The sequence below is a fragment of the Serratia aquatilis genome, from assembly GCF_044865145.1.
Lineage (GTDB): Bacteria > Pseudomonadota > Gammaproteobacteria > Enterobacterales > Enterobacteriaceae > Chania > Chania aquatilis.
Genome location: NZ_CP173186.1, coordinates 1941134 through 1953497, shown reverse-complemented (window position 1 = coordinate 1953497; position 12364 = coordinate 1941134). Strand labels below are relative to the sequence as shown.

11 protein-coding genes are annotated in these 12364 nt (G+C 52.7%); all 11 read right to left on the bottom strand.

From position 1 onward, the window contains the following. Positions 1–52: 52 nt before the first annotated feature. Complete coding sequence (gene nuoL, locus SAQUA_RS08765) at positions 53–1900, bottom strand: NADH-quinone oxidoreductase subunit L (protein WP_380672658.1); 1848 nt, start codon at positions 1898–1900, stop codon at positions 53–55. Continuing rightward, a complete protein-coding gene (gene nuoK, locus SAQUA_RS08760) occupies positions 1897–2199 on the bottom strand; it encodes an NADH-quinone oxidoreductase subunit NuoK (RefSeq protein ID WP_380672656.1) in 303 nt (100 codons plus the stop codon). The genes nuoL and nuoK overlap by 4 nt, the downstream gene beginning before the upstream one ends. After that, positions 2196–2756 carry an NADH-quinone oxidoreductase subunit J gene (gene nuoJ, locus SAQUA_RS08755; RefSeq protein WP_380672654.1) on the bottom strand — a complete coding sequence of 187 codons (561 nt, stop codon included), beginning with the start codon at positions 2754–2756 and terminating at the stop codon, positions 2196–2198. The genes nuoK and nuoJ overlap by 4 nt, the downstream gene beginning before the upstream one ends. 13 nt (positions 2757–2769) lie before the next feature. Then, complete coding sequence (gene nuoI, locus SAQUA_RS08750) at positions 2770–3312, bottom strand: NADH-quinone oxidoreductase subunit NuoI (RefSeq protein WP_380672652.1); 543 nt, start codon at positions 3310–3312, stop codon at positions 2770–2772. A 14-nt stretch (positions 3313–3326) separates the two neighbouring features. Next, on the bottom strand, positions 3327–4304 hold the full coding sequence (gene nuoH, locus SAQUA_RS08745; protein ID WP_380672650.1) for an NADH-quinone oxidoreductase subunit NuoH: 978 nt from the start codon (positions 4302–4304) through the stop codon (positions 3327–3329). Then, complete coding sequence (gene nuoG, locus SAQUA_RS08740) at positions 4301–7036, bottom strand: NADH-quinone oxidoreductase subunit NuoG (RefSeq protein ID WP_380672648.1); 2736 nt, start codon at positions 7034–7036, stop codon at positions 4301–4303. The genes nuoH and nuoG overlap by 4 nt, the downstream gene beginning before the upstream one ends. Positions 7037–7135: 99 nt before the next feature. Then, positions 7136–8488 carry an NADH-quinone oxidoreductase subunit NuoF gene (gene nuoF, locus SAQUA_RS08735; protein ID WP_380672646.1) on the bottom strand — a complete coding sequence of 451 codons (1353 nt, stop codon included), beginning with the start codon at positions 8486–8488 and terminating at the stop codon, positions 7136–7138. Continuing rightward, positions 8485–9036: an NADH-quinone oxidoreductase subunit NuoE gene (nuoE, locus tag SAQUA_RS08730; RefSeq protein WP_380672644.1), complete on the bottom strand. Its 552-nt coding sequence runs from the start codon at positions 9034–9036 to the stop codon at positions 8485–8487. The genes nuoF and nuoE overlap by 4 nt, the downstream gene beginning before the upstream one ends. 2 nt (positions 9037–9038) lie before the next feature. Beyond that, entirely contained in the window at positions 9039–10835 is a 1797-nt protein-coding gene (gene nuoC, locus SAQUA_RS08725; protein ID WP_380672642.1) for an NADH-quinone oxidoreductase subunit C/D, read from the bottom strand. Between the two features lie 95 nt (positions 10836–10930). Then, positions 10931–11605, bottom strand: coding sequence for a NuoB/complex I 20 kDa subunit family protein (locus SAQUA_RS08720; RefSeq protein WP_380672640.1), 675 nt, complete (start codon positions 11603–11605; stop codon positions 10931–10933). Positions 11606–11620: 15 nt separating this feature from the next. Beyond that, positions 11621–12061, bottom strand: a complete 441-nt coding sequence (locus SAQUA_RS08715) for an NADH-quinone oxidoreductase subunit A (RefSeq protein ID WP_380672638.1) — start codon at positions 12059–12061, stop codon at positions 11621–11623. Positions 12062–12364 lie beyond the last annotated feature (303 nt).

Genomic DNA, 12364 nt, shown 5'->3' with positions numbered 1-12364 from the left:
GCCCTTGTTCGACAAGGGCCGAACCCAGAATGCGTCTGTTTAAATTATTCAGTTAAACCAAAATCAACAGAGCCAATACGACCACTGCACCCACACCCATAGACGCGATATACCAGCGTATCTGACCGTTCTCACTTACCGTCAAGCCCTGATTCCCCCAACGGGAGAACATTGCTGGCAGGTTCATCATCGAGTTCAACGGATCGCTTCGCAGCAGCTTGGCAATACCCAGATATGGCCTGACGAACACTTTGTCATACAGCCAGTCGAAACCCCAGGCATGGAACCACCAAGTTGAGAAGAAACGACCTGGAGCGCTTTTCGCGATGCTGTTCACCAGACTGCGTTTCCCCAACCAGAGTACGGCAGCCAGCAGGATACCCACGATAGCCACTACTCCAGAGGTTATCTCCAGCGTCAGTACGCTGCCGTGTGTCAGTTTGGCCGTTTCGGGTAGCACACCCTGCAACGGCGGAACGATCATCGCGCCAACAAAGGTGGAGAGTACCAAAAGAACCAGAAGCGGTAAGTGGTGTGTAATACCCTTTCCAGCATGCGCTTTGATTTTCTCTTCACCGTGAAACACGATGAAAATCATGCGGAAGGTATAAAGCGAGGTCAGGAATGCACCAACCAGACCAGCAATCATCAGGTTGATGTGGCCGTTTGCCATCGCACCTGCCAAGATCTCATCCTTACTGAAGAAACCGGCGGTAACAATAGGCAACGCGGACAATGCAGCGCCCCCCACCAGGAAGCACACATAAACCAGCGGAATGCTCTTACGCAGCCCCCCCATCTTGAAGATGTTCTGCTCATGATGGCAAGCCAGGATCACGGAACCGGAAGAGAGGAACAGCAGCGCTTTAAAGAAAGCGTGGGTCATCAGATGGAAGATTGCCGCATCCCAAGCCTGAACACCCAGTGCCAAGAACATGTAACCAATCTGGCTCATGGTCGAATAGGCAAGCACCCGCTTGATGTCGGTCTGTACCAGCGCGGCAAACCCCGCCAGCAGCAACGTTACGCCACCAACGATACCGACAAGGTTCAACACTTCTGGTGCCATCAGGAACAGGCCATTCATCCGGGCAATCAGATAGACACCAGCAGTTACCATGGTAGCGGCGTGGATCAATGCTGATACCGGAGTTGGGCCTGCCATCGCATCCGCCAGCCAGGTTTGCAGTGGTAGCTGTGCTGACTTACCAACTGCACCACCCAATAGCATTAGGGTTGCCCAGGTAATTGCCGTGTCGCCCACCACCAGTTTCTGCGGTGCCAACACCATCAGTTCACGAATGTTCAACGTACCCAATTCGTGATACAGAATAAACAGCGCAAAGGCCAGAAACACGTCACCCACGCGGGTTACGATGAAGGCTTTCATTGCAGCAGCGCCATTGGCCGGATCTTTATAGTAGAAACCGATCAACAGATAGCTGCACAGGCCAACACCTTCCCAGCCCAGATACATCAGCAGCAGGTTGTCCGACAGTACCAATATCACCATGCTGGCGATAAACAGGTTCGTGTAAGCAAAGAAACGCGAATAGCCCTCTTCACCACGCATGTACCAGGAAGCGAACATGTGGATAAAGAAACCGACTCCGGTAACCACTGAAAGCATGGTCAGGGACAAACCGTCCAATACCAGGGTTACCCCGATATTGAAGTTGCCCACCGTCATCCAGTTCCACAGATTTTGCTCGAACAGTTGCACACCAGCGGCTTTTTGACCCAGAAAATCGATCGCCACATAGACCGTAACCAGTGCCGCCAGACCAATAGAGCCCACCCCGACAGTAGCCGCTGTGTTTTCAGACCAGCGACCACGGGAAAATGCCAACAGCAGGAACCCGATCAGCGGTAGCAGAATTGTTAAATATAATAGGTTCATCCGCGCATCTCACTGACAGTATCAATATTCAGGGTATGACGACGGCGGTAGAGCTGCAGCAGCAGCGCCAGACCGATACTGGCCTCGGCTGCCGCCAAGCTGATCGCCAGAATGTACATAACCTGCCCATCTGCCTGGCCCCAATAGCTTCCCGCCACAATAAACGCCAGCGCAGCAGCGTTAATCATCACTTCCAGGCTGATGAGCATAAACAACAGGTTACGACGTATCAGCAACCCGGTCAGCCCTAGAACAAACAGCGTAGCTGCCAGGATCAGCCCATGTTGAAGAGGGATCATGCTTGCTCCTCCGATTTTCTTTTCGCCATTTCACCGCTCCCAGAGGCATTGCTCAGAACTTCCCCCGGTTTGTGTTCACGGCCAATATGGAAGGCAACAACCAGCCCCGCCAGCAGCAGCATTGAAGCCAGCTCAACTGCCAGAACATAAGGACCGAACAGGCTGATACCTACAGCTTTGGCATCCACCACGTCACCACTGATGCCCTGATCGGACAGGCTTCTAATAGCGACAATCAGCACCACCAGCAGAATCAGTGACAACAAACCTGGTCCAATCCACAGGGATGGCTTCAGCCAATCACGCTCCTGCTGCTGCACGGCACCGCCGAGGTTTAGCATCATCACCACAAATACGAACAGCACCATAATGGCACCGGCATAAACGATGATTTCCAGCGCACCCGCAAAATAGGCACCTAGAGAGAAAAAGACTGCCGAGATCGCCAGTAGGGACACGATCAGATACAGCAGCGCATGCACAGGATTGGTATGCGAAATAACACGAATCGTCGCGACAATCGCAATCAAACCTGCCAGATAAAAGGCAATTTCCATGCTTTGCTTGCTCCTACGGCAACAGACCTTTGACATCGATCGGTTTGGCTTCGTTTTCGGCTTCGCCTTTGGCTTTGCCGTCAATCGCCATACCGGCCATCCGGTAGAAGTTGTATTCCGGATATTTACCCGGCCCCGAGATCAACAGTTCTTCTTTTTCGTACACCAGATCCTGGCGTTTAAACTCACCCATTTCGAAATCCGGCGTCAGCTGGATCGCGGTGGTTGGGCAGGCTTCTTCGCATAGACCACAAAAAATGCAGCGCGAGAAGTTGATGCGGAAAAACTCTGGATACCAACGCCCATCCTGGTGCTCAGCCTTTTGCAGCGAGATACATCCCACCGGGCAAGCAACCGCACACAGGTTACAGGCCACACAGCGCTCTTCGCCATCAGGATCGCGCGTCAACACGATACGGCCACGGTAACGCGGTGGCAGATATACCGGTTCCTCCGGATACATTTGGGTTTCGCGTTTGGCAAAGGCATGTAAGCCAATCATCCAAAGGCTGCGCACCTGGGTGCCGAAACCAACCAATAACTCTTTCAATGTCATGGTTTATTCACCCCTTATTGAGCGTTGTACAAAATGACCGCGGCAGTAGCCAGCAGGTTCAACAGCGTCAGTGGCAAGCACACTTTCCAGCCAAAGGACATTACCTGGTCATAGCGCGGACGCGGCAATGAAGCACGGATCAGGATAAACATCACCATGAAGAAAGCCGTTTTCAGTGCAAACCAGATGAATGGCGGCAGGAATGGCCCCTGCCAACCGCCGAAGAACAACGTCACAATCAGGGCAGATACGGTGACGATCCCGATGTATTCCCCTACAAAGAACAGACCGAACTTCATGCCGGAATATTCAATGTGGTAACCGTCAGCCAGTTCCTGCTCAGCCTCCGGCTGGTCAAATGGATGACGGTGGCATACCGCTACCCCGGCAATCGCAAAGGTAAGGAAACCAAAGAATTGCGGAATAATATTCCAAACGTGAGCCTGCGACTCGACAATAGCCTGCATGTTGAACGAGTCTGCCTGCGCTACCACACCCAGCACTGACAGGCCGAGGAACACTTCATAGCTGAGGGTCTGCGCAGAAGCACGCATCGCACCCAACAGGGAGTATTTGTTGTTACTTGACCAACCCGCGAATAACACCGCGTATACAGCCAAGCCCGCCATCATCAGGAAGAACAGGATACCAATGTTGAGATCGGACACCGCCCAGCTCGGGCTGACGGGTACGATGGCAAATGCCAGCAACAAAGAGGTGAAAGCGATCATCGGAGCCAGGGTAAAGATCATCCTGTCGGAGAATGTCGGAACCCAGTCTTCCTTGAAGAACATTTTGATCATATCGGCGACCAACTGCAGCGAACCGCCCCAACCGACACGATTTGGCCCGTAACGGTTCTGGAACAGTCCTAGCAGACGGCGTTCACCAAAACTCATGAAGGCCCCACAGCTCACCACGACCAGCAGGATCACCACAGCTTTCAGAATGGCGATCAAAATATCGATCACCTCAGGCGTAAACCAGCTCATTGTGCCGCCTCCCGCAGATTTTCAACCGTTGCACCCACCAGCACTGGCGGGATCCCTGGCAAGCCGAGCGGTAAACCAACCTGCCCTTGACACAGTGTTTCACTCAACCGTACTGGCAAACGGAGCAACTGCCCTGCACAACTGAACTCTACCCAAGCACCAGCTTTTACCCCAAGCACTGCGGCATCAGCAGGGTTCACCATCACGTACGCCTGCGGCATACGCTGCTGGATCACCTCTGAACGCTGCGACATTTCATCGCTGCCAAACAGATGGTAGTAAGGTGCAACACGCCAGCCTTCCGCCTTGAATGCCACAGGGATGTTGGTGAAGTAATCAAGGCTACCCTCCCCTGCTTCGATCAGGCGAATACCAGGATCGCCATGACGCAGACTGCCACCCACTTCGGCCTGGAACTTGTTCCACGCCTGAGGTGAGTTCCAACCCGGTGCCCAGGCAAATGGGATCTGCTGACGGTCGGCCAGTGGGCTGTTGTTACCTTCCATCGAGAAGGCAAACATGGTGTCTTTATCCTGCGGTTGGCGCGGTTCATGCACACTGATATCGGCGCGCATTGCGGTACGGCCACTGTAACGGTGTGGAGAACGAGCCAACTTCTGACCACGGATACGGAAATTGGCGTCTGGAGCCGCCTCGACGATCCCTTCCAATTGCGGCAATGCAGCCACACAGGCAGCGATGACATCATCAAGTTGGGTCCAGTCAACCTGCCGACTGGTGTAGGTGGAGTGCAACGAATGCATCCAACGCCAGCTTTCCAGCATCACGCTGTGGATATTTTTCTTGGCATCATCGTAATAGGCAGGATCATACACCTGGAAGAAGCGCTGAGCGCGGCCTTCCTGGTTGACCAAGGTGCCATCACTTTCTGCAAAACTGGCAGCAGAGAGGATCAGATTGGCGCGATCCATAATGGCGGTGTGCTGATGGTCCGCAACGATCAGGTTACTGACCTTCGCCAGCGCAGCATCGACTTTAGAAGCCGGAGCATGACGATAGAGATCGTTCTCCATCACGATGGCGGTATCGGCGGCACCGCTTGCCAACTGCGTCAACGCATCGTCAAGAGTGCCCCCACCGATCATCGCCAGACCAAGGCTGTTGGCCGCTGCGGCAACAAAGGTGATACCAACGTTCGAGCCACGCCCTTTAAGTGCCTTGGCAATGTTAGCTGCAGCTTCAATGATCGCTTCGCTACCCGCATTGCTGCCGGTAACGATCAATGGCTTCTGTGCACCCGCTAAAGCCTGAACGATCACGTCAATTTTCTTATCCAGACCTTCTGCAAGATCGGTAACCGCAGGAGCCGAATCGTCCAGCGCATGGGCAATGGCAAAACCTAAACGGGCCTGCTCATCAACCGGTGCACGATAATTCCAGGCTGCAATATCATCCAGACGAGTGTTGTCAACGTTGGTAACAAACAGTGGATGTTTGGCGTGCTGGCCGATGTTCTGCACCGCTGCAATCTGCCAGTCGGCAACGCGTTGTGCCGCTGCCATGGCACGCGCTTTACCCTTCACTGCCTGACGAACCGACAGGGCAATGCGGGCACCGGTCTGGGTCAGATCTTCACCCAATACCAACACGGCATCATAACTTTCGATTTCACGCAGATTAGGCGTATAAACACCGCTGTTTTTCAACACGTTAAGCATCAGGCTAAGACGTTGTTGTTCCGTCTGAGCGACGCCGGTATAGAAGTTCTCCTCCCCTACCAGCTCACGCAACGCAAAGTTGCTTTCCAGGCTGGCACGCGGTGAACCGATACCGATAGTTTTCTTCGCCTGACGTAGAATGTCGGCAGCGCCTTGCATTGCCTGTTCTGCGTTCAGAGTGATCCAGTCTTTACCACGCAGCTGTTGCGGCTGACGCGGACGATCTTTCAGATTCACATACCCGTAACCAAAGCGGCCACGATCGCAAAGGAAGTAATGGTTTACGCTACCGTTATAACGGTTTTCGATACGGCGCAGCTCACCATAACGCTCGCCAGGACTGGTGTTACAGCCAATGCTGCACTGCTGGCAGATGCTCGGCGCAAACTGCATGTCCCACTTACGGTTATAGCGTTCAGAATGGGTCTTATCAGTGAACACACCGGTTGGACAAACCTCCACCAGGTTGCCAGAGAATTCGCTCTCCAGCGTGCCACTTTCCGTACGACCAAAATAGACATTGTCATGCGCGCCGTACACACCCAAATCGGTGCCGTCAGCATAGTCTTTGTAATAGCGCACACAACGATAGCAGGCGATACAGCGGTTCATCTCGTGAGAGATAAACGGCCCCAAATCCTGATTTTGGTGGGTACGTTTACTAAAGCGGTATTTACGGAAGCTGTGGCCGGTCATGACTGTCATATCTTGCAAGTGACAGTTACCGCCCTCTTCACATACCGGACAATCGTGCGGATGGTTGGTCATCAACCATTCAACCACACTTTCACGGAACTGTTTGGCTTCTGCGTCATCGATGGAAATAAATGTTCCATCAGATGCCGGTGTCATACAGGACATCACCAAACGGCCACGCGTATCGTCCGCGTTTTGGTATTGCTTTACCGCACATTGGCGGCAAGCGCCGACGCTTCCCAGCGCCGGATGCCAGCAAAAGTAAGGAATATCGAGCCCGAGGGAGAGACATGCCTGCAACAGGTTGTCGGCTCCATCTACGTCGTATTCTTTGCCGTCTACATGAATCGTAGCCATAGTCAGCATGCTTCCAAGTGACCTGCCATACGGCAGGCATTAATCAAAAATTCTGGCCGTGTTTCTGGGTGCGCTCACAGCTCCCAGGCAAAGCGGGGGTTACCAGCGTTGCTTCAACAAGTTGTTTGGCTGAATGCCGCCAATCGCCTGGGTATTGCCCAAATACTGCGGGGAGATACCGGCTTCAAACTCATCACGGAAATATTTAATCGCGCTTTGCAGTGGCTCTACGGCACCTGGCGCATGGGCGCAAAATGTCTTGCCTGGGCCAAGAGCGCGGCATAGGTGCTCGAGGGTTTCAATATCCCCCGGTTGGCCTTCCCCTCTCTCCAACGCACGCAGGATCTTCACACTCCAAGGCAAGCCGTCGCGACACGGTGTACACCAGCCACAGGACTCACGGGCAAAGAACTCCTCCAGATTACGCACCAGAGGAACCATGCCGATTTCGTGATCCACCGCCATTGCCAGCGCGGTGCCCAAACGGCTACCCGCCTTGCCAATGCTCTCAAAGTCCATTGGCAGATCCAGATGATCGGCTGTCAGGAAATCTGTACCAGCCCCACCCGGCTGCCAGGCTTTGAATCTCAGGCCGTCACGCATGCCACCAGCGTAATCTTCTAAAATTTCACGTGCGGTAATACCAAATGGCAGTTCCCAAACGCCAGGATTTTTCACCCGACCAGAGAAGCCCATAAGTTTGGTACCGGCATCGTTACTCTTACCGGCAGAAATCCCTTTGTACCAGTCAGAACCATGTTCAAGGATGGCGGGTACGTTACACAGGGTTTCAACGTTGTTAACACAAGTAGGCTTGCCCCACACCCCTGAAGATGCAGGGAAAGGAGGTTTTGAACGCGGGTTGGCTCGGCGGCCTTCGAGCGAATTGATCAGTGCTGTTTCTTCACCACAGATATAGCGGCCAGCGCCGGTGTGAACAAACAGTTCTAAATCGAAACCGCTGCCAAGTATATTTTTACCCAGCAAGCCAGCTTCCGTCGCTTCAGCAATCGCACGACGCAGGTGCACGGCAGCTTCAACGTATTCACCGCGCAGGAAGATGTAACCACGGTAGGCTTTCAACGCGAATGCCGAGATCAACATCCCCTCAACCAACAGATGCGGCAGTTGCTCCATCAGTAAACGGTCTTTATAGGTGCCTGGTTCCATTTCATCGGCATTACACAGCAGATAACGGATGTTCATGGACTCATCTTTTGGCATCAGGCTCCACTTCAAACCGGTAGAGAACCCTGCACCACCGCGGCCTTTCAGCCCGGCGTCTTTTACCAGGTTGACGATCTCGTCAGGTGCCATACCTTTGAGGGCATTTTCTGCGCCCTGATAACCATTTTTGCTGCGATACTCATCAAGCCAGACTGGCTGGTTGTCATCCCGCAAACGCCACGTAAGCGGGTGCATTTCGGCAGTACGTTTGATATCAATCATCATTTATACCGCTCCAACAGTTCAACTGCGTTTTCTGGTGTCAGCCGCTCATGAGTATCTTCATCGATCATCATGCTCGGTCCTTTATCACAGTTACCCAGACAACAGGTTGGCAGCAGCGTAAAACGACCATCGAAGGTGGTTTGGCCTGGCTTGATGTTGAGTTTCTTTTCCAAGGCAGCCTGAACGCCCTGATAGCCAGTAATGTGACAAACAACGCTATCACAATAACGGATCACATGGCGCCCCACAGGCTGGCGGTAAATCTGGCTGTAGAACGTGGCCACGCCTTCTACGTCACTGGCAGGTATGCCCAGCACTTCTGCGATAGCATGAATTGCGCCATCCGGAACCCAACCACGTTGCTTCTGCACAATTTTCAGTGCTTCGATGGAAGCTGCGCGCGGATCCTCGTAATGATGCTTTTCATGCTCGATCGCATCACGTTCTTCCACGCTCAGCACAAATGCATCAGCGCCGCTCAGGGGAGCGGCTGCATTGGTCTGCTCAAGCGCATCGTTGACTGCGTGATTATCTTTAAGATCATGCATAGTTAGCGGTCCACATCTGACATTACAAAATCGATACTACCCAGATAGACGATCAGGTCCGAAACCAGGCTGCCACGAATAACCGCAGGGATTTGCTGCAGGTGTGCATAGCTTGGCGTACGTATCCTGGTGCGATAGCTCATGGTGCTGCCGTCACTGGTCAGGTAGTAGCTGTTAATCCCTTTAGTGGCTTCAACCATCTGGAATGATTCATTGGCTGGCATCACCGGGCCCCAGGAAACCTGAAGGAAGTGGGTGATCAGCGTTTCAATATGCTGCAGCGTGCGCTCTTTAGGCGGCGGCGTGGTCAATGGATGATCGGCCTTGAATGGGCCCTCAGGCATATTATTCAGGCACTGTTCCAAAATACGCAGGCTTTGACGCAACTCTTCCACTTTCAGCATCACGCGGGTGTAGCAATCGCTGTTGCCATCGCCGACTGGCACTTCAAAATCGAAGTTTTCGTAACCGGAATACGGGCGCCATTTACGCACGTCAAACTCGATACCGGTTGCACGTAGCCCAGCACCGGTGACTCCCCATTCAAGCGCTTCTTTAGCATTGTAAGACGCCACGCCGACAGAACGACCTTTCAGAATGGTGTTTTGCAGCGCAGCCTTAACATAGGAATCGATACGCTTAGGCATCCAATCGAGGAAATCGCGTAACAAGCGGTCCCAACCACGCGGCAGGTCATGTGCCACACCACCAATACGGAACCAGGCTGGGTGCATACGGAAGCCGGTAATTGCTTCCACCACATCATATACTTTCTGACGATCGGTAAAGGCGAAGAACACTGGGGTCATGGCCCCCACGTCCTGGATAAAAGTACTGATGTAGAGCAGATGGCTGTTGATGCGGAACAGTTCAGAGAGCATCACACGGATGGTATTGACACGATCCGGCACCACGATCCCGGCCAGTTTCTCAACCGCCAGAACGTACGGCATTTCGTTCACACAGCCGCCGAGATACTCGATCCGGTCGGTATAAGGAATAAAGCTGTGCCAAGATTGACGTTCGCCCATCTTCTCTGCACCACGGTGGTGGTAACCCACATCAGGCACACAGTCGACGATCTCTTCGCCATCCAGTTGAAGAATAATACGAAACGCACCGTGCGAAGACGGGTGGTTTGGACCGAGGTTCAGGAACATGAAGTCCTCGTTCTCGGTGCCACGCTTCATGCCCCACTCTTCAGGCTTGAACTTCAGCGACTCCATTTCGAGATCTTCTTTCTGCTTGGTCAACACAAAAGGATCGAACTCGGTAGCGCGCGCCGGGTAATCTTTACGTAGCGGGTGTCCTTCCCAGCTCTGCGGCATCATGATACGCGTCAGGTGGGGGTGCCCATCAAAGGTGATACCGAACATTTCCCAGGTTTCGCGCTCATACCAGTTGGCATTCGGAAACACTTTGGTTGCTGTGGGCACGTGCAGGTCTTTTTCAGACAGCGCCACTTTCAGCATGATGTCACGGTTACGTTCGATGGAAATCAGATGATAGAAAACGGAAAAATCAGCAGCAGGCAAACCCTGGCGATGAGTGCGAAGACGCTCGTCAACGCCATGCAGGTCAAACAGCATGACGTAAGGCTTCGGCTGTTTTCTCAGAAACGTCATTACTTCCAGCAACTGGTCAGGCTTTACCCACACCACTGGCATCCCGGTACGGGTGGGCTGAACAGTAAAGGCTTCCGGCCCAAAACGGTTGCGCAGTTCACCGATCACCGGATCATCAAGATGATCACGGGTATGCCAGGCTGGCAGGGCTTCGTGCGTCGTTAAATCTGTCATAATTTTTTTCACCACACTAAAGGGTCATTTCGCCGCAAGTTCAACTTTCGCTGTGTTAACCAATAGCGCACTAAGATGGACGTTATATGAACGTCTTAAATCTCATCAGGCGACCGCAGGTTGGTTACCGCAATACGCTCGGCGTGCTTACGTTCTTTCTCAGACTGCATATTGGCACGGTAAACGCCCTGATCGCCCACAACCCAAGACAGCGGACGGCGTTCTTTGCCGATGGACTCCTGCAGGAGCAGCAGAGCCTGCATGTAAGCTTCCGGACGCGGTGGGCAGCCTGGGATATACACATCAACCGGCAAAAATTTATCTACACCCTGCACGACTGAGTAAATGTCGTACATACCGCCGGAGTTGGCACAGGCTCCCATTGATATAACCCACTTGGGCTCCAACATCTGTTCATACAGGCGCTGAATAACCGGAGCCATCTTGGTAAAGCAGGTACCTGCAACCACCATGAAGTCTGCCTGGCGCGGGGAAGCACGCAAGACTTCCGCACCAAAGCGTGCCACGTCGTGTACGGCGGTAAACGAAGTCACCATTTCCACATAACAGCACGAAAGGCCGAAGTTATACGGCCAGAGAGAGTTTTTACGCCCCCAGTTCACCATGTCATGCAAAGCATGTTCGAGTTTACCCATGTAAACCGTACGGTGAACCTGCTGCTCAAGGGGATCACCAACGATCTCCTGTTTTTGCAGGGGATAACGGTCATTCTCACCGTTCGGGTCTATGCGGGTGAGCGTATAGTCCATCTTAATGCCTCGCTGTTACTGCGGATGACTGTTGCTTGCGTTCTTGATTGTGCCTGGTTTGCTCAGGCGCCTGGAGCGCACCGGAGTCCAATCCAATGCACCAATGCGCACCAGATAAACCAACCCAGCCAATAACACCAAAATGAAAATGGCGGCTTCGATAAAGCCTACCCAACCGCTCTCACGAATAGAGACCGACCAGGCATACAGGTATAAAGCTTCAACGTCGAAAATAACGAAGAACATGGCGACCAGGTAAAACTTGGCAGAAAGACGCATACGCGCCGAACCAACCGAGTCGATCCCAGATTCATAGGGGGTGTTTTTAGCACGAGCCCGGGCTCTCCCGCCCAGAAAGAACGCACCTAGCAGCATGAAGCCACAAAGCCCGATAGCCAATACGAGAAATACGGCGAACGCCCAGTGATGAGCGATAACTTCAGTGGTTGTAGACATACTCTATGCTTACTCATCAAAAGTGGCGTCGAACGCTCTGCTCTTGTTACTGGCAGTCAGTGCACCACATCGATTTAAGGGAAGGATAAATAACCACACAAACGTACTGCTTTTACAGAGAGTTAGGCAGCGTTTTACTGTGGGCTTTTTACTCCTATCTATAACCTTTTGTCAACTTTGACAAAAGAATCTACACATTAGTTTACATATGAATTATTTGATTAACATATGATGCGCCAGCAGAGGCTAAATCGTGTCAGTCAATTACAGTGCAGAAACAGAAAGATATAAACCAATGTGCAT

Coding starts and splice junctions, on each gene's coding strand:
- nuoC (WP_380672642.1), bottom strand. CDS start 10,835: ATGACAGATTTAACGACGCACGAAGCCCTGCCAGCCTGGCATACCCGT.
- nuoE (WP_380672644.1), bottom strand. CDS start 9,036: ATGCATGATCTTAAAGATAATCACGCAGTCAACGATGCGCTTGAGCAG.
- nuoI (WP_380672652.1), bottom strand. CDS start 3,312: ATGACATTGAAAGAGTTATTGGTTGGTTTCGGCACCCAGGTGCGCAGC.
- nuoJ (WP_380672654.1), bottom strand. CDS start 2,756: ATGGAAATTGCCTTTTATCTGGCAGGTTTGATTGCGATTGTCGCGACG.
- nuoL (WP_380672658.1), bottom strand. CDS start 1,900: ATGAACCTATTATATTTAACAATTCTGCTACCGCTGATCGGGTTCCTG.
- SAQUA_RS08720 (WP_380672640.1), bottom strand. CDS start 11,605: ATGGACTATACGCTCACCCGCATAGACCCGAACGGTGAGAATGACCGT.
- nuoK (WP_380672656.1), bottom strand. CDS start 2,199: ATGATCCCTCTTCAACATGGGCTGATCCTGGCAGCTACGCTGTTTGTT.
- nuoG (WP_380672648.1), bottom strand. CDS start 7,036: ATGGCTACGATTCATGTAGACGGCAAAGAATACGACGTAGATGGAGCC.
- nuoH (WP_380672650.1), bottom strand. CDS start 4,304: ATGAGCTGGTTTACGCCTGAGGTGATCGATATTTTGATCGCCATTCTG.
- SAQUA_RS08715 (WP_380672638.1), bottom strand. CDS start 12,061: ATGTCTACAACCACTGAAGTTATCGCTCATCACTGGGCGTTCGCCGTA.
- nuoF (WP_380672646.1), bottom strand. CDS start 8,488: ATGATGATTGATATCAAACGTACTGCCGAAATGCACCCGCTTACGTGG.